The sequence below is a fragment of the Streptomyces sp. NPDC025273 genome, assembly GCF_040638585.1.
Lineage (GTDB): Bacteria > Actinomycetota > Actinomycetes > Streptomycetales > Streptomycetaceae > Streptomyces > Streptomyces cinereorectus.
Map to the genome: position 1 here is coordinate 1 of NZ_JBEZYP010000017.1, position 16,987 is coordinate 16,987.

Genomic DNA, 16,987 nt, shown 5'->3' on the forward strand with positions numbered 1-16,987 from the left:
GTCCCGTTTCACCGGGGCCCTCCGGGCGCTTCCCTTCGTTCTTGCGTTTCCGACTCTATCAGACTCTTTCGTGTCCGATTCCCGGTCGAAGCGGGTTTCGCCTTCCAGTTCTTCGCTTTCGCGTTTCCCTTTCCGGCGAGTCCGACTCTATCAGATCCTTTCGGGCCCGATTCCCAGTCAGTGGGGCTTGCCTTCCCGGCTGTTGGGCCGTTCCGACGAGTGAGACTTTAGCGGAATCCCCGGCCCCGACGCTAATCGGGGTTCCTTCGAACGCTGATTCCCCATTCCGCACATGCGCACAGAAAAACACTGCGACAGATGTCGCGCGTTTTGAGTGGTTACTGCGGAATGGCTGTCCGGGGACCGACCTAGGCCGGCACTCACGTCGGACAACTCGGAGCACACTACGGATGTGCGCGGGCGATGTCAACCTCCGGTCCGCCCACCTGTGTCATGGAAGGCCAGCCGGTAGTCGCGCGGGCTGGTGGCGAGGTGCGCGGCGAAGTGCTGGCGCATGGTGATCTCGCTGCCGAAGCCCGTGCGGCGGGCCACCTCCGGGAGGGGGAGGTCGGTCCGCTCAAGGAGCTTCTGGGCTGCGGCGATGCGCTGGTTGATCAGCCAGCGCAGTGGCGTCGTCCCGGTGGTGGCCTGGAAATGGCGTGCGAAGGTCCGCGTCGACATGCCCGCGCGGGCGGCGAGGCCGGCCACCGTGTGGGGTTGCGCCAGATGGGTCAGCGCGTGCGCGCGCACCGCCGCCAGGGCATCCGCGTCCCGGTCGGACTGCGGGGTGGGGTGCTCGATGAACTGGGCCTGGGTGCCGGTGCGGAACGGAGCCGTGACCATCGAACGGGCAATCGTCGCCGCCGCCTCCGCGCCGTGCTCCGTGCGCACCAGGTGGAGGCACAGATCGATGCCCGCCGCCGTGCCCGCCGAGGTCCAGATGTTGTCGTCATGGAGGAAGAGGGCGTCCCGCACCACGGCCACCCGTGGGTGGTGGGTGCTGAGGAGCTCGGTGAGATTCCAGTGGGTGACGGCGCGGCGGCCGTCCAGGAGTCCCGCCTGGGCCAGGGTGAACGCGCCCCCGCAGAGTGCGGCGAGCGGCGTGCCGCGGCGGTGGGCTCGGCGAAGAGCTTCGAGTACCGGCTCGGGGGCGGGCGTCAGGTGGTCGTCGAGGCCGGGGACCACGACCAGATCGGCGCGGGACAGCCAGGCCAGCGTGCGGTCGGGGGTGAGCGACAGCCCGCCGCGGAGCGCGACGGGTGCCGGATCGGCTGCGGTGCGACGCAGGTCGAAGGCGGGGACGCCCCGGTCGGTACGGTCCACTCCCCAGACCTCCGTGATGACCGAGACGTCGAACGCGCGGACCCCGGGAAACGCGACCAGGGCGATACGGGAGGGACGGCGGTGCGGCGACGCGGTCATGGTGGCAGTAAACCATCGATCGATGACTTTCAGGGCACTGGGAGAGACGCGTCCTCAGGGGGAGGCTGGTGAGCATGGAGATCGCGGAGAACACAGCACTGGTCGTCGTGGACGTACAGCGGGGATTCGAGGAGGACGCCTACTGGGGGCCCCGGAACAATCCGGAGGCGGATCGGAACATCGCCGGGCTCATCGACGCCTGGCAGGCGAGCGGCCGGCCCGTCGTCTTCGTGCGGCACGACTCGGCCGAGCCGGATTCACCCCTGCGTGCGGGGTACACGGGGAACGACTTCAAGGAGTACGTCGAGGAGCGGCGCGGAAAGGGCCGCGGCCCGGAACTGTTCCTCACGAAGTCGGTGAACTCCGCCTTCTACGGAACGCCCGATCTGGACGCCTGGCTCAGGGAGACCGGTGTACGGCAGATCGTGGTGGCCGGGATCCAGACCAATATGTGCGCGGAGACGACGGCGCGCATGGGCGGGAATCTCGGCTACGAGGTGTTCTTCGCGTTCGACGCGACGTACACCTTCGACCAGGAGGGCCCGTGGGGCTGGCGGCTGAGCGCGGACGAGCTGGCGCGGGCCACCGCCGTGACGTTGCATGGCGGTGGGTTCGCGAGCGTGGTGCGCAGTGCGGAGCTGGTCGCCGCGGTGGGGTAGCGGGGGTCAGCCGTTGCCGGAGGCCAGCTCACGGCTGCGGTCGCGGGCTGCTTCGAGGGCGGCGATGAGGGCGGCGCGTACGCCGTGGTTCTCCAGCTCGCGGATGGCGCTGATGGTGGTGCCGGCCGGGCTGGTGACGGCCTCGCGGAGCTTGACCGGGTGTTCGCCGCTGTCCCGGAGCATGATCGCGGCGCCGATCGCGGCCTGGACGATCAGGTCGTGGGCCTGGGCGCGGGGCAGGCCGAGCAGGATGCCGGCGTCCGTCATGGCCTCGACGAGGAAGTAGAAGTACGCGGGTCCCGAGCCGGAGAGCGCGGTGGCCGCGTCCTGCTGGGATTCCGGGACGCGGAGGGTCTTGCCGACACCCCCGAAGATCGCCTCGGCGTGGCCGAGGTGTTCGGGGGTGGCGTGGCTGCCCGCGGAGATGACGGACATGCCCTCGTCCACGACGACGGGGGTGTTCGGCATGACGCGGACGACCGGGGTGCCCTCGGCGAGGCGCTCCTCGATGAACGCGGTCGGGATGCCGGCGGCGGCGCTGATGACGAGCCGGTCGGGGGTGACGTGCGGGGCGAGCTCGTCGAGGAGCTTGCCCATGTCCTGGGGCTTGACCGCGAGGATGAGGATGTCCGCGCTCCTGGCCGCCTCGGCGTTGGTGACGGACTCGACCCCGTAGCGGGTGCGGAGCTCCTCGGCGCGCTCGGAGCGGCGGTTCGTCACCAAAAGGTCGCGGGCGCGCCAGCCGGCCCTGATCATGCCGCTGAGCAAGGCCTCGCCGATCTTTCCTGTGCCGAGGACTGCGACTGTCTGGGTCATGCGGTTCACCCTCCGGGTGGCGGTACGCGTCGTCGCCGCCATCCTCGCACCGCGCCGTCAGCTGGTGCGGCGGCGGAGGGTGGCGGCGCCGAGGAAGAGGACGAGCAGGGCGCAGCCCGCGACGATCAGGATGTCGCGGTAGAAGTCGGTGGTGACGTCCGTATGGGTGAGGACCTGGTTCATCCCGTCGACGGCGTACGACATCGGCATGACGTTCGAGACGGCTTCGAGAACGGGGTGCATCTGGTCGCGCGGGGTGAACAGTCCGCACAGGAGCAGCTGCGGGAAGATCACGGCCGGCATGAACTGCACGGCCTGGAATTCGGAGGCGGCGAAGGCCGAGACGAACAGTCCGAGCGCCGTGCCGAGCAGCGCGTCGAGCAGGGCGACCAGGAGCAGCAGCCAGGGTGATCCGACGACGTCCAGGCCGAGCACCCACACGGACAGCGCGGTGGCCAGGAGGGCCTGGACGACAGCGACGGTGCCGAAGGCGAGCGCGTACCCGGCGATCAGGTCGCCCTTGCCGAGGGGCATGGCGAGCAGTCGTTCGAGGGTGCCCGAGGTGCGTTCGCGGAGGGTGGCGATCGAGGTCACCAGGAACATCGTGATCAGCGGGAAGATGCCGAGCAGCGAGGCGCCGATGGCGTCGAAGGTCTGCGGGCTGGCGTCGAAGACGTAGCGGAGCAGCGTGATCATCAGGACGGGGACGATCAGCAGCAGCGCGATGGTGCGGGGGTCGTGGCGGAGCTGGCGCAGGACACGGGCGGCGGTGGCCAGGGTGCGGGCGGGGCTCAGCGGCTGCGGGGTGGGCGTGGTGGCGTCGGTGCTCATCGGGTCGTCTCCTGGCCGGTGGTGGCGGCTGCCTCGTCGACGAGGTGGAGGAAGGCCTCCTCGACGGTGGCCGAGCCGGTGCGGGTGCGCAGGGCGTCGGGGGTGTCCGCTGCGAGGACGGCTCCTTCGCGCATGAGCAGCAGGTGCTGGCAGCGCTCGGCCTCGTCCATGACGTGGGAGGAGACGAGGATCGTGGTGCCGCGCTCGGCGGCGAGGGTGTGGAAGAGGTTCCACAGGTCGCGGCGCAGCACGGGGTCCAGACCGACGGTCGGTTCGTCGAGCACGAGGAGCTCGGGGGTGCCGAGCAGGGCGACGGCGAGCGAGACGCGGCTGAGCTGCCCGCCGGAGAGGTTTCCGCCGAGGTCGTCGGCGTGGGTGGTGAGGTCGACGTCCTGGACGGCGCGGGCGACGGCTTCCCTGCGGGACTCGCGGTGGGCGCGGCCCGGCCGGAGCACGGCCGCGAAGTAGTCCAGGTTCTGGCGGACGGTGAGGTCAGTGTAGACCGACGGGGCCTGGGCGACGTAGCCGACGCGGGGGCGCAGGGCAGGGTGACCCGCGGGGAGGCCGAGGACGTCGAGGGTTCCGCCGACCTTGGCCTGGGTGCCGACGACGGACCGCATGAGCGTGGACTTGCCGCAGCCGGAGGGGCCGAGGAGGCCGGTGATCCTGCCCGGTTCGACGGTGAAGTCGAGACTGCGCAGGACGGTGCGGTCGCCGCGCACGACGGTGAGGGCGCGTGCCTCGACGGCCCCTGCCGATGCGACACCTTGGGAATTCATCATGTGATGAATATTGGTCCTGCCGCAGCTCCGCCGTCAAGGGATCGGCGTGGCGGGCCTGGGGGTGCTGGTGCCGGCCGCCGGCGCGCTGAGGGCGGGGCTCGGCGCCCGCGGCCCGGACGATGGTTCCGGGCCGTCTCCGCTCCGTGGTGCGGGGCATGTTCGCCGGGCGGTGATGAGGCCGGCGCCGACGGGCGTGCCGGCGCACCGCCGGGTACGCGAACATCGGGCCGTCACCAAGGCCGCCCGGGCCCTCGGCCAGGTGCACGTGGAGGTGCAGGACCGTGTCCGGCTGGCGGGCCAAGTCCCGTTCCCGCGGCTGCTGGACGCCCTGCCGCACGCCGGCGGGCGGAGCTGGGTCCGACCGGGCTGCGGCACACCATCCAGGCGGGCGCCGCCGCGCTGGAGGGAGGGGCCGAGGCGCATGCGGCGCGGCGGGCTCGGAAGACCGGCACGGCCGGCGGGCGACGCGCCGGGGCCTCGCGGTGGTGCTACCCGCGCCCGGGGCGCTTCCCCTTGCCGCTCCTGCGGGCTGCCGGGTTGCCGGTGCGGGCCGAGCGGCGCTTCACGTACCGGGCGAGCGCCGTCTCGTACTCCGTACGCCGCAGCTTCTCGCCCGGCGCCTCGACGAGCGAGCGGAAGAAGTAGGCGAGCAGCGAGCCGATGAAGCCGATCGACTTCAGGCCCCGCAGGCTGTCCTCGCGGGACGGGTCCGCGGGACGGCGGCCGAAGCCCTCCCAGGTCCTGCGGAACGCGATGGCGCTGCAGACCGCGAACATCAGCACGACCAGCATGCCGACGAGACTGCCGACCTCGGCGATCTCCAGTCCCTGGTAGGCGAAGCGGAGGACGAAGCACGCGGCCACGGCTGCCGCGAGCGACCCGACGCTGACCCCGGCGCGCCGCAGCCCGTAACCCCCGTCGTGGTCGACCCAGGTCGTACCGAAGAAACGCAGGGGCTCGGGCTGCGGCCCCGGCGCTGTGCCGCCGGAGGACGTGCCGGACGCTTCGCTGTTCTCGCTCACGGAACCGATTATCCCCGGGCGGACAGCGTTCGTGTCAGTCGCAGCGCGGGGCGATGTATCCGTCACTGCCCGTGCGGACGTAGGCGTCCGACACGAACTCGCCGCTGGCGATGTTGTCCCAGAGGTTCGTCGTGCCGTACGGGCCGGTGATCCACTCCCCCGGCTTCTGGCAGTAGACCGGGACGCTCATCCCGTACGGCAGCGTCCGGACGATCCCGTACTGCGTGCCCGGTCCCCTGCGGACGTTGACGCGGTATCCGGAAGCGATCGGATACTGGACCACGCTCACCGCGAGCGTCGTCGCCCCCTCGTCCGCCGCCGTGTTCTGCGTGCTGCCGGTGTTCTCTCCAACGCCCATCAGGGCCTCCCCCGTTGAAAACGATGCGTACGACGCGCAGGCTAACAAGCCCCCGTCTCCTCGCACGCACCATCGACTAGGCTCCGTGCGTCGCGCTTGCGCACGAACACACGGGGGTGGGCGATGCCGCCGCTGCGAGGGACCGGATCACATCCGGAAGCGGAGCATCCTGAGTACGCAGGGCAGTACAGGCTGGAGGCATGTCTCGGAGCGGGCGGCATGGGTGTGGTGCACCTGGCCCGTTCCCCTTCCGGGCTGCAGCTCGCGGTCAAGGTGGTGCACCGACAGCATGCGGCGGACCCCGAGTTCAGGGCTCGTTTCCGGCAGGAGGTGGCTGCCGCCAGGCGGGTCAGCGGTGCGTTCACCGCACCGGTCGTGGACGCCGATCCGACGGCCGCGCTGCCCTGGATGGCCACCCTCTACGTGCCCGGACCGACTCTGTCCGCGCAGGTGAAGCGGAACGGGCCGATGAGCCCCGCGGAGCTGCGCAGACTGACGGCCGGCCTCGCCGAGGCACTGCGCGACATCCACCGGGCCGGCGTCATCCACCGGGACCTGAAGCCGAGCAACGTGCTGCTTCCCGACTCCGGGCCCAAGGTCATCGACTTCGGGATCTCCCGGCCGTACGACAGTGATCTGCGCACCGAGACGGGCAAGCTGATCGGCTCGCCGCCGTACATGGCGCCGGAGCAGTTCCAGCGGCCGCGCGAGGTCGGGCCCGCCGCGGACGTGTTCGCGCTGGGCGCGGTGCTGGTCCACGCGGCGACCGGCCGGGGGCCCTTCGACTCGGACAGCCCGTACATCGTGGCCTACCAGGTGGTGCACGACGAGGCCGATCTGACCGGGGTGCCCGGGGACCTCGCGCCGCTGGTCGGACGCTGCCTGGCGAAGGACCCGGCGGAGCGTCCCACCCCGGACGAGATCATGGCGGCGCTGCATCCCCCGTCGTACGAGGCAACCGCGTTCGTCCCGGCGCAGCGGCGGCCGGTCACGCCGGCCGTCGCCGGGGGCGGAGAGGCCCGCGAGGCGGCGGAGGGGACCACCCATGTGCGGGCGGCCGGCGGGCCGGCGTCCGGGACCCGGGGCGGCCGACGGCGTACGGTGCGCAGGCTCGCGGTCGCGGCGGCGGTCCTCGCGCTGACCGCCGGGGGCGTGTGGTCGGTCGGGGCCTTTGACGGCTCCGGGGTGCCGGAGGCGACCGGTTCCGGCGGGAAGAGGGAGCAGCCGGTGGCCTTCGCACCCTGGCGGACCGCGCTCCGGTCCCCGAGCGGTTCGACGCCGTCGTGTTCCCCGGGCGGCTCGGCGCTGTACTGCGTCGCGGCCGGCTTCGGCACGGCCCGGCTGGATCCGTCGGACGGCCGGGTGGTCTGGTCGCACCGGGACGCCTCGGCCGAGGCCCCCGAGCTGGGGACGGCGCCCGAGGGCACGGCGTACACCGCCGCGCCGGGCGGCAAGCTCCGGGCGTACGCCCCCGGCGGCGCCGCACCGCTGTGGGAGACGGGCCTCTCCGCGTACCTGGACGTCCCCTTCCCCGCGGGTGACACGCTGCTGATGGTCGAGCGGGACGGCACCGCCCAGGGGCTCGACGCGGAGACCGGTGCGTCCCGCTGGCGGCACGGCGTCCCCGGTCACCGACAGCCGGGCTACGCGCTGTACGACGGCGGGACGGGGCTCGCCTACGCCTTCGAGCACTCCGCGAACGGGACCACCACCCTCGTCTCGGCGGTCGTGGCACGGACCGGCGGCACGGCCTGGCAGCGCCGGCTGGACGGGATGCTCACCCCGGCCGGGGTGGTCGACGGGGCGCTCCTGCTGACCTCCGTGGACGAGAACGCCCAGACCACCGGGCTGGTCCGCTACGACCCGGTGCTGCGGAGCGCGACGCCCGTACCGCTGCCCTTCCGGATGAACCAGCCGGAGGTCGTGGTGACCGGTCCGACCGCCTTCCTGCTGGAGCGCGGTGGAGGGCTGCTGGCCGTCGATGTCCGGCCGGGCGCCGGGGAGAGGGCCGAACGGTGGCGGCTGGAGACTGCCGTGGGCCTGACCTCGGCACCGGTCCTCGGCGCGGGGAACCGCCTGTACTTCTCGGCGGCCGACGGGCGGCTGCTGGCCGTCGACACGGAGCACGGGACGCTGCTCGGCCAGACGCGTCCGCGGCTGAAGGCGGGGAAGCTCGGCCATGCCTCGTCCCTGCCCGCTCCCGTGGTCCTCGGCCGGAACGTCGTGGGAACGGCCCCGGACGGATCCGTCTTCGCCGTGGACGCGGAGGACCCCGCCCGCTGGTGAGTGACCAGGGACGGGGCCGGGCGGGTCTGCCGGGACGTCAGCCGAGCTTGGAGACGTCGCGGACCGCGCCGCGGTCCGCGCTCGTCGCCATCGCCGCATAGGCGCGCAGGGCCGCCGAGACCTTGCGGTCGCGGTTCTTCGGCGCGTACACGCCCTTCAGCGCCTCGCGGCGGGTGGCCAGTTCGGCGTCGGGAACGAGGAGCTCGATCGAGCGGTTCGGGATGTCGATCCGGATCCGGTCGCCGTCCTCGACCAGCGCGATTGTGCCGCCGGAGGCTGCTTCCGGCGACGCGTGGCCGATCGACAGGCCCGACGTACCGCCGGAGAAGCGGCCGTCCGTGACCAGGGCGCAGCTCTTGCCGAGGCCGCGTCCCTTCAGGAACGACGTCGGGTAGAGCATCTCCTGCATGCCGGGGCCGCCGCGCGGGCCCTCGTAACGGATGACGACGACGTCGCCCTCCTTGATCTCCTTGCGGAGGATCTTGTCGACGGCGGCGTCCTGCGACTCACAGACGACGGCCGGGCCCTCGAAGGTCCAGATCGACTCGTCGACGCCCGCCGTCTTCACGACACAGCCGTCCTCGGCGAGGTTGCCCCTGAGGACGGCGAGGCCGCCGTCCTTGGAGTACGCGTGCTCCAGGTCGCGGATGCAGCCGCCGGCCGCGTCCAGGTCGAGGGTGTCCCAGCGCTCGGACTGCGAGAAGGCGGTCGCGGAGCGCACGCAGCCCGGGGCCGCGTGCCAGAGCTCGACGGCCTCGGGCGACGGGGAGCCGCCGCGGATGTCCCAGTTCTTCAGCCATTCGGCGAGGGTGTCGGAGTGGACCGAGCGCACGTCCTCGTTGAGCAGACCGCCGCGGTGCAGTTCGCCGAGGAGGGCGGGGATGCCGCCCGCCCGGTGGACGTCCTCCATGTAGTACGTACCGCCGGGGGCCACGTTGGGGGCGACCTTCGACAGACAGGGCACACGGCGCGAGACCTCGTCGATGTCGTCGAGGTCGTAGTCCAGCTCGGCCTCCTGCGCCGCGGCGAGCAGGTGCAGGATCGTGTTGGTCGAGCCGCCCATGGCGATGTCGAGCGCCATGGCGTTGTCGAACGCGGCGCGGGTGCCGATGGCCCGCGGCAGAACGGTCTCGTCGTCCTGCTCGTAGTAGCGCTTGGTGATCTCCACGATCGTGCGTCCCGCGTCCTCGTACAGCGCCTTGCGGGCGGTGTGCGTGGCGAGGACGGAGCCGTTGCCGGGGAGGGAGAGGCCGAGGACCTCGGTCAGGCAGTTCATCGAGTTGGCGGTGAACATGCCGGAACAGCTGCCGCAGGTGGGGCAGGCGTTCTCCTCGATGCGGAGGATGTCCTCGTCGGAGATGCTCTCGTCGACCGCGTCGCTGATCGCGTTGACCAGGTCGAGCTTGCGGACCGTGCCGTCGACGAGGGTGGCCTTGCCGGCCTCCATCGGGCCGCCGGAGACGAACACCGTCGGGATGTTGAGGCGCATCGCGGCCATCAGCATGCCGGGGGTGATCTTGTCGCAGTTGGAGATGCAGATCAGGGCGTCGGCGCAGTGGGCCTCGACCATGTACTCGACGCTGTCCGCGATGAGGTCGCGGGAGGGCAGGCTGTAGAGCATGCCGCCGTGGCCCATCGCGATGCCGTCGTCCACCGCGATCGTGTTGAACTCGCGGGGCACCGCGCCCGCCGCCTTGATCGCCTCGGAGACGATCCGGCCGACGGGGGCGAGGTGGGTGTGGCCCGGGACGAACTCGGTGAAGGAGTTGGCCACCGCGATGATCGGCTTACCGATGTCCTCACTGGCTACGCCGGACGCCCGCATCAGGGCGCGGGCACCCGCCATGTTGCGGCCGTGGGTGACAGTGCGGGACCTCAGCTGGGGCATCGTCGCTCGCTCCTTCGACAGAAAAGACTGTCTCCGAGCGTACGCCTCGCTCCAGGATCTGGACAATGTGTCCGGATTTCGGGACACGGTGCCCCGTGTCCGTACGGCCTCGGGCCGGGGGCGGGAACGGCCCTACGGGGCGTCCTGTTCCGTGAGGTACCGCTGGAGCGTCGGGGCCACCATGTCGATGATCTTCTCCGGGTCCGCCGATGCCAGGGGCTCCGCCTGGACCACGTAGCGGAGGATCGCGATCCCGATCATGTGCGAGGCCGCCAGTTCGGCGCGGAACGTCGGGTCGGGCACGTCCAGGTCAGCCGCGACGCGCTCCAGCAGCCGCCGCAGCACGAAACCGCGCAGCACCTTGGCCGCCGCCTCGTGGGTGAGCGCGGAGCGCAGGACCGCCAGCAGGGGCGCCCTGGTGACCGGGTTCTCCCACACACCGATGAAGGAGCGGGCCAGCCGCTCGCCCATGCCCTCGACAGGGCCGCCGAGGAGCTCCGGGATGACGAGGGCGGGCTCGAAGGAGACCTCGATGGCCGCCGCGAAGACCTCGTCCTTCGTACCGAAGTAGTGATGGACCAGGGCCGCGTCGACGCCGGCCTCCTTGGCGATGCCCCGGATCGACGTCTTGTCGTAGCCACGCCCGGCGAATTCCGCACGGGCCGCCGCGAGGATCCGGGCCCTGGCGTCGGGGCCGGTGCTCCCGGCCGTACGGGAGGGGCGCCCCCGGCGCCGGGGGGCGTGGCCCTGCGGTCCGTCGGACGTCATGAGCGGGGGGCCCGCGCCGAGGACGCCAGGTGGAGCCGGGTGAACGCGAGGGCCTCCGCGAGGTCGGCCTCGCGTTCGGCCGATGACATGGCGCGGCGCGTGTTGACCTCGATGACCACATGACCGTCGAACGCCGTACGGGCCAGCCGCTCCAGCAGCTCCGCGCAGGGCTGGTCGCCCCGGCCGGGCACCAGGTGCTCGTCCTTGTTGGAACCCTTGCCGTCGGCGAGGTGGACATGAGCGAGCCGGTCGCCCATCCGGTCCACCATCGCCATGCTGTCGGTGCGCGCGGTCGCGGTGTGCGAGAGGTCCACGGTGAAGTGCCGGTAGTCGTGCTGGGTGACGTCCCAGTCGGGGGCGTACGCGAGCATCTCGCGGTCCCGGTAGCGCCACGGGTACATGTTCTCGACGGCGAAGCGCACATCGGTCTCGTCCGCCATGCGCCAGATTCCGGTGACGAAGTCACGTGCGTAGTTGCGCTGCCACCGGAAGGGCGGGTGGACGACCACCGTCGACGCGCCGAGCTTCTCCGCCGCCGCCCTGGCCCGCTGGAGCTTCACCCACGGGTCGGTGGACCAGACCCGCTGCGTGATCAGCAGGCAGGGTGCGTGCACGGCGAGGACCGGCACCCCGTGGTAGTCCGAAAGCCGTCTGAGCGCCTTGATGTCCTGGCTGACAGGATCGGTCCAGACCATGACCTCGACACCGTCGAAGCCCAGGCGCGCAGCGATCTCGAAGGCCGTCGCCGTCGACTCCGGATAGACGGAGGCCGTCGACAGGGCGACCTTCGCATCCGGGATGCGCACCACTGGATCTGCCACGTGGCCAGGGTACGGGCAGTGGCACGCGACGCCGAGGGACCCCGGCTGAAAGTGAGAAGGGCCATGGCGCCCTTTGCGGCGGTCAGGTGAGGAGAGCGGCCCGTTCCGCCGGGAGATGGTCCAGACGGCGCAGAATGACCCCCTCACGGAGTGCCCAGGGGCAGATCTCCAGCTCCTCGACCCCGAACAGGTCCATCGCCGCCTCGGCGACCAGCGCTCCCGCGAGCAGCTGGGCGGCGCGCCCCTCGGTGACCCCGGGCAGGTTCGCCCGTTGCTCGACGGTCATCACGGACAGCTTCGGCACCCACTCCGCCAGGGCCTTGCGGGTGAGGACACGCTGCACGTACAGGCCTTCGGCCGAGCGTGGGGCACCCGTGATCCTGGCGAGCTGCTTGAAGGTCTTGGAGGTCCCGACGACGTGGTCGGGCGGCCCGAGCCGGGTGAACTCACCCACCGTGCGGGCGATGCAGGCGCGGACATGGCGGCGCAGCGCCCGTACGGCCGTGGGGTCCGCTGTGTCGCCCGGCAGCCAGCTCGCGGTGAGGCGTCCGGCGCCGAGGGGCAGCGAGACGGCGGCGTCCGGCTCCTCGTCCAGTCCGTACCCGACCTCCAGCGACCCGCCGCCGATGTCCAGGACCAGCAGCTTCCCCGCCGACCAGCCGAACCAGCGGCGGGCGGCGAGGAAGGTGAGCCGGGCCTCCTCCTCGCCGCTGAGGACGGCGAGGGCGACGCCCGTCTCGTCCCGTACGCGGGTCAGCACCTCGTCCGCGTTGGTCGCCTCGCGCACGGCGGAGGTGGCGAAGGCCAGCACGTCCTCGCAGCCCTTGTCCTCCGCCGCCCGGAGCGCGTCGGTGATCGTCGACACGAGGCGGTCGACCCCCGCGGGGCCGATCGCTCCTTCCGGATCGAGGAGTTCGGCCAGCCGAAGCTCCGCCTTGTGCGAGTGGGCGGGCAGCGGGCGGGCGCCCGGGTGCGCGTCGACCGCCAGCAGATGAACCGTGTTCGACCCCACGTCGAGGACTCCGAGTCTCATACCCGGAACGCTACTGCCGTCGCGGACTTACTCTTGGCGCGTGCCAAAGACGAAAAAGGCGAAGCCGGACAAAGTCACGAAGAAGCAGAAAACGAAGCAGGAGATGCGGCAGCCGGAATCAAAAGGGCCGGACGGGCCCGACGAGAAGGGGCTCGACTTCGCGCGGGCCTGGGTCGAATTCCCCGATCCCGCCGACGACGAGCAGATCTTCCGCTGCGATCTGACGTGGCTCACGTCCAGGTGGACCTGCATCTTCGGCAGCGGCTGCCAGGGCATCCAGGCGGGCCGCGCGGACGACGGGTGCTGCACCCTGGGCGCGCACTTCTCGGACAAGGACGACGAGAAGCGGGTGGCCGGGCACGTCGCGCGGCTCACCCCGGACCTGTGGCAGTTCCACGACGTCGGCACGAAGACGGGCTGGGTCGGCGTGGACGAGGACGGCGAACGCCAGACGCGGCGCTGGGAGGGCTCCTGCATCTTCCAGAACCGTCCCGGATTCGAGGGCGGCGCGGGCTGCTCGCTGCACATCCTGGCCCTGCGGGAGGGCAAGGAGCCGCTGGAGACGAAGCCCGACGTGTGCTGGCAGCTGCCGGTCCGGCGGACGTACGACTGGATCGACCGGCCGGACGACACGCGCGTGCTCCAGATCTCGATCGGGGAGTACGACCGCCGGGGCTGGGGCCCGGGTGGTCACGACCTGCACTGGTGGTGCACGTCGGCGACGTCCGCGCACGGGGCCGGGGACCCGGTCTACGTGTCCTACCGCCCCGAGCTCACCGAGCTGATGGGCGAGGAGGCGTACGACCGGCTGGTCGAGCTGTGCGAGCGGCGGCTGGCCTCGCTGCTGCCGATGGCGCCGCATCCGGCGGATCCGGCTTCCTGACCCCTGTTTCCTGCTCGCGGGCCTGCTGCGACGGCGGCCGCGGTGGCGGCCGCCGTCGCGGTGGTGAGAGGTGCCGCCGCACCCGGCCGCGCTGTCGCCGTGTGTCAGCCGGAGGACCCGGGCGAAGGGTCGCCCGGGTCCTCCGTGGGCCCGGTCGGTTCCGGCGTCGGGGACGGCTCGGTCGGGGACGGCTCGGGATCGGGCGAGCCGGGCTGGTCCGTCGGAGAAGGCGTCGGGTCCGGGGTCGGGGCGGGCGAGGGCGACGGATCGGGGGAGCCCGCGGACGGGCCGGGCACGGGGTCCGGGCCTCCGGACGGCGGGGCCGCGGCGCCGGACCCGGTGATCGCGACCGCGGTGCCCGACGGTGCGAACACCACCCGTGCGCTCCAGGGGCTCTCCGGCTCGGCCTCCTCGTTCACGAGCACCTGGACCGTGACGCTCCGCCCGGGGGCGAGCGTGCCGGACGAACGGCTGAGGTGCAGCCACGGTGCGTTCACCCGGGCCGACCAGGCGACCGCCGCGTCGCGCGCTGTCAGCGTGATCGTCGTACGGCCGCCGGCCGAGCGGGCCACGATCCGGATCCCGTCGGAGGCCTGCGCGCCGCCTCCGACGCTGATGACCTCGGCCGAGACGTCCGGTCCCCGGGCGGCGTCCGTGAAGCGTCCGCCCTCTTCGGGGCGGGCGTTGCCCGCGTTCTCGTAGGGGCTGTCCGGCTCTCCGGCGAGCCCGGAACCCTCCTCCACCTCCGTGACCGAGACGGAGGAGCCGTCGCGGCCCTCGCCGGTCAGCGGTGCGCCCCGGTAGGCGGCCCACAGGGCGATCACGGGGGCGGCGACGACCGTGGCCACGACCGTCGTCGTCACCACCCGCGCGCGCAGCCGGCTCCGCTGCGCGGCATGGTCCTTCGGGTCCAGCGGGAAGCCCGTCCGGCCGAACCGCGGGGCGCCCGGCCCGGACCGTCCGGCACGGGCCAGGGCGACCTGCACCGAGGGGCGCGGCGCCTCGACGACCGGCAGCACGGCGACCGGGGTGAGGCCCGCACCGGGCCACGGCCCGGTGGCGCCGGCCCGCTCGGCGGCACGGCGACAGCGGGGGCAGTCGTCGACGTGCCGCACGAGCTCCCGGCGCAGGGCCACGGAGAGCAGTACCTGGTGGGTACCCGTGAGCCGGGCGACGGTGGGGCAGTTCCCCGACTCGACGACGGCGAGGGCGGCGCGGGTGCGTTCCACCTCGCAGGCCGCCGCGGCCAGGAGCTCCCGGGCACTGCCCGGTTCGAGGCCGAGGACGGCGGCGACGGCGCGCGGGGGGAGCCGGTGGCGTACGGAGAGCTCCAGCGCCTCCCGCTGCTCCGGGGTGGTGCCCGCGGCCTCCGGCCAGGCCAGCTGCGCGAGTTCGCGCCGGCGCGCCTCGGCCGCCGGGGACTCGTCGGGATCCGGGGCGAGCGCCTCCTCCGGGGCGCCCCGGGAGCCGGACGCGGAGGCCGGCGGGGCGGCCGTCCGGCGGTGGGCCTGGCGGCCCCGCCGCTTTTCCGTGAGCGCGCGCAGGCAGGTCCACCTGGCCAGGGCGTACAGCCAGGATTTACGTTCCTCCTCGGCCGCGGGGCACCGGCCGTCCTGTCGTTCCGCGATCGCGAGGACCGAGCCGAGCGCGTCGGTGGCCGCCTCGTGGTCGCACAGGACGGAGAGGCAGTAGGTGAACAGACCGTCGAGGTACGGCTCGTCACGCGCCGCCGGTCGCTGCGTCGACGGACGGGGCGCTCGCCGGTGCGCGCCGGTGGTGTGTACGGGGGTCTCCAGCCTGCTGCTCGTCACCTGGCGACCGTAAGCAGACGAGGGCACACCCGTAGCAGCCCTTTCTCACATTTAATCCTTACGAGTTAACGTATCCCCCGAAAGGGGACAGGGATCCCCGGATTCCACCGCTAACGCACATCGGGCATGTGTTCGCCTTCCGTGCCCGTGGTCGGCGGTGTCGGACCGCACCTATACGGTGACGCCATGGCTGCCCGTACGAAATCCGCGAAGGACCGGCCGTCCTACCGCTGCACCGAATGCGGCTGGACGACCGCCAAGTGGCTCGGCCGCTGCCCGGAGTGCCAGGCCTGGGGGACGGTCGAGGAGTTCGGCGGCGCCCCCGCGATCCGCACCACCGCGGCCGGACGCGTCTCCACCGCCGCCGTGCCGATCGGCCAGGTCGACAGCCGGCAGGCCACGGCGCGCTCGACCGGCGTCGGCGAGCTGGACCGCGTGCTCGGCGGCGGGCTCGTGCCCGGCGCCGTCGTGCTGCTCGCGGGCGAACCCGGCGTCGGCAAGTCGACGCTGCTGCTGGACGTGGCGGCCAAGGCGGCGAGCGACGACCACCGCACCCTCTACGTGACGGCGGAGGAGTCCGCCAGTCAGGTGCGGATGCGGGCCGACCGCATCAAGGCGATCAACGACCACCTGTACCTGGCCGCGGAGACCGACCTGTCCGCGGTTCTCGGCCACCTGGACGCGGTCAAGCCGTCCCTCCTGGTCCTGGACTCCGTACAGACCGTCGCGTCGCCGGAGATCGAGGGCGCGCCCGGGGGGATGGCGCAGGTCCGCGAAGTGGCGGGAGCCCTCATCCGGGCCTCGAAGGAGCGCGGCATGTCCACGCTCCTGGTCGGCCACGTCACCAAGGACGGCGCGATCGCGGGGCCACGGCTCCTGGAGCACCTCGTCGACGTGGTGCTGTCCTTCGAGGGCGACCGGCACGCGCGACTCCGTCTCGTACGGGGCGTCAAGAACAGGTACGGGGCCACGGACGAGGTCGGCTGCTTCGAGCTGCACGACGAGGGCATCACCGGCCTCGCCGACCCCTCCGGACTCTTCCTCACCCGCCGTGACGAGCCGGTCCCCGGCACCTGTCTGACGGTCACCCTGGAGGGCAAGCGCCCCCTGGTCGCCGAGGTGCAGGCGCTGACGGTCGATTCCCAGATCCCCTCGCCCCGGCGCACCACCTCGGGACTGGAGACCTCCCGGGTCTCGATGATGCTGGCCGTCCTGGAGCAGCGGGGCCGGATCAGCGCGCTCGGCAAGCGGGACATCTACAGCGCGACGGTGGGCGGCGTGAAGCTCACCGAACCCGCCGCGGACCTCGCGATCGCCCTGGCCCTGGCCAGTGCGGCCAGCGACACACCGCTCCCGAAAAACCTGGTCGCGATCGGCGAAGTGGGCCTCGCCGGCGAGGTCAGAAGGGTCACCGGGGTCCAGCGCAGGCTCGCGGAGGCGTACCGTCTCGGGTTCAAGCACGCCTTGGTCCCGAGGGACCCGGGGCAGGTCCCCGCCGGTATGAAGGTCACAGAAGTCGCCGACATGGGCGATGCTCTGAGAGTCCTCCCTCGCCGGTCTCGCCCGGACGGACCACAGGAGGACGGCGCACGCCGGTAGACTTTGCC

Annotated in this window: 15 protein-coding genes; 4 read left to right on the forward strand and 11 right to left on the reverse strand. The window is 72.2% G+C overall.

Annotated features, from left to right (window positions below; translation table 11 throughout):
• Positions 1–426: 426 nt before the first annotated feature.
• Positions 427–1,422, reverse strand: coding sequence for a helix-turn-helix domain-containing protein (locus AB0F38_RS24625; RefSeq protein WP_361897301.1), 996 nt, complete (start codon positions 1,420–1,422; stop codon positions 427–429).
• A gap of 74 nt (positions 1,423–1,496) precedes the next feature.
• Between AB0F38_RS24625 and AB0F38_RS24630 the strand changes: the two genes are divergently transcribed.
• A complete protein-coding gene (locus AB0F38_RS24630; RefSeq protein ID WP_361897304.1) occupies positions 1,497–2,081 on the forward strand; it encodes a cysteine hydrolase family protein in 585 nt (194 codons plus the stop codon).
• A gap of 6 nt (positions 2,082–2,087) precedes the next feature.
• Here AB0F38_RS24630 and proC read toward each other — a convergent pair whose 3' ends face one another.
• The 5 genes from proC to AB0F38_RS24655 form a co-directional block, all read right to left on the reverse strand.
• Complete coding sequence (gene proC, locus AB0F38_RS24635; protein ID WP_361897307.1) at positions 2,088–2,939, reverse strand: pyrroline-5-carboxylate reductase; 852 nt, start codon at positions 2,937–2,939, stop codon at positions 2,088–2,090.
• 15 nt (positions 2,940–2,954) lie between these two features.
• The gene (locus tag AB0F38_RS24640) at positions 2,955–3,728 is read right to left on the reverse strand and encodes an ABC transporter permease (protein WP_361897310.1); all 774 of its coding nucleotides are present in this window, start codon (positions 3,726–3,728) and stop codon (positions 2,955–2,957) included.
• Positions 3,725–4,510 carry an ABC transporter ATP-binding protein gene (locus AB0F38_RS24645; protein ID WP_361897312.1) on the reverse strand — a complete coding sequence of 262 codons (786 nt, stop codon included), beginning with the start codon at positions 4,508–4,510 and terminating at the stop codon, positions 3,725–3,727. Before AB0F38_RS24645 ends, AB0F38_RS24640 begins: the two co-directional genes overlap by 4 nt.
• A 488-nt stretch (positions 4,511–4,998) precedes the next feature.
• Complete coding sequence (locus tag AB0F38_RS24650; RefSeq protein ID WP_361897315.1) at positions 4,999–5,532, reverse strand: hypothetical protein; 534 nt, start codon at positions 5,530–5,532, stop codon at positions 4,999–5,001.
• A 34-nt stretch (positions 5,533–5,566) separates the two neighbouring features.
• Positions 5,567–5,890 (reverse strand): SH3 domain-containing protein, encoded by a 324-nt coding sequence (locus AB0F38_RS24655; RefSeq protein WP_361897318.1) that lies wholly within the window; start codon positions 5,888–5,890, stop codon positions 5,567–5,569.
• 123 nt (positions 5,891–6,013) lie between these two features.
• Between AB0F38_RS24655 and AB0F38_RS24660 the strand changes: the two genes are divergently transcribed.
• Positions 6,014–8,176, forward strand: coding sequence for a serine/threonine-protein kinase (locus AB0F38_RS24660; protein ID WP_361897320.1), 2,163 nt, complete (start codon positions 6,014–6,016; stop codon positions 8,174–8,176).
• A 37-nt stretch (positions 8,177–8,213) separates the two neighbouring features.
• Here the strand turns inward: AB0F38_RS24660 and ilvD are convergent, their stop codons facing one another.
• The 4 genes from ilvD to AB0F38_RS24680 form a co-directional block, all read right to left on the reverse strand.
• A complete protein-coding gene (gene ilvD / locus AB0F38_RS24665; protein ID WP_361897322.1) occupies positions 8,214–10,064 on the reverse strand; it encodes a dihydroxy-acid dehydratase in 1,851 nt (616 codons plus the stop codon).
• 132 nt (positions 10,065–10,196) lie between these two features.
• Complete coding sequence (locus AB0F38_RS24670; protein WP_361897324.1) at positions 10,197–10,832, reverse strand: TetR family transcriptional regulator; 636 nt, start codon at positions 10,830–10,832, stop codon at positions 10,197–10,199.
• Positions 10,829–11,638: a sugar phosphate isomerase/epimerase gene (locus AB0F38_RS24675; protein ID WP_361897631.1), complete on the reverse strand. Its 810-nt coding sequence runs from the start codon at positions 11,636–11,638 to the stop codon at positions 10,829–10,831. Before AB0F38_RS24675 ends, AB0F38_RS24670 begins: the two co-directional genes overlap by 4 nt.
• Positions 11,639–11,735: 97 nt before the next feature.
• Positions 11,736–12,686 carry a Ppx/GppA phosphatase family protein gene (locus tag AB0F38_RS24680; protein ID WP_361897327.1) on the reverse strand — a complete coding sequence of 317 codons (951 nt, stop codon included), beginning with the start codon at positions 12,684–12,686 and terminating at the stop codon, positions 11,736–11,738.
• Between the two features lie 40 nt (positions 12,687–12,726).
• Between AB0F38_RS24680 and AB0F38_RS24685 the strand changes: the two genes are divergently transcribed.
• Positions 12,727–13,569 carry a hypothetical protein gene (locus AB0F38_RS24685; protein ID WP_361897329.1) on the forward strand — a complete coding sequence of 281 codons (843 nt, stop codon included), beginning with the start codon at positions 12,727–12,729 and terminating at the stop codon, positions 13,567–13,569.
• Between the two features lie 104 nt (positions 13,570–13,673).
• On the opposite strand, the gene AB0F38_RS24690 is transcribed toward AB0F38_RS24685, so the two are convergent.
• Positions 13,674–15,380 carry a sigma-70 family RNA polymerase sigma factor gene (locus AB0F38_RS24690; RefSeq protein WP_361897331.1) on the reverse strand — a complete coding sequence of 569 codons (1,707 nt, stop codon included), beginning with the start codon at positions 15,378–15,380 and terminating at the stop codon, positions 13,674–13,676.
• Positions 15,381–15,566: 186 nt separating this feature from the next.
• Between AB0F38_RS24690 and radA the strand changes: the two genes are divergently transcribed.
• Positions 15,567–16,979 carry a DNA repair protein RadA gene (radA, locus tag AB0F38_RS24695; protein ID WP_361897334.1) on the forward strand — a complete coding sequence of 471 codons (1,413 nt, stop codon included), beginning with the start codon at positions 15,567–15,569 and terminating at the stop codon, positions 16,977–16,979.
• The last annotated feature ends 8 nt before the right edge of the window (positions 16,980–16,987 follow it).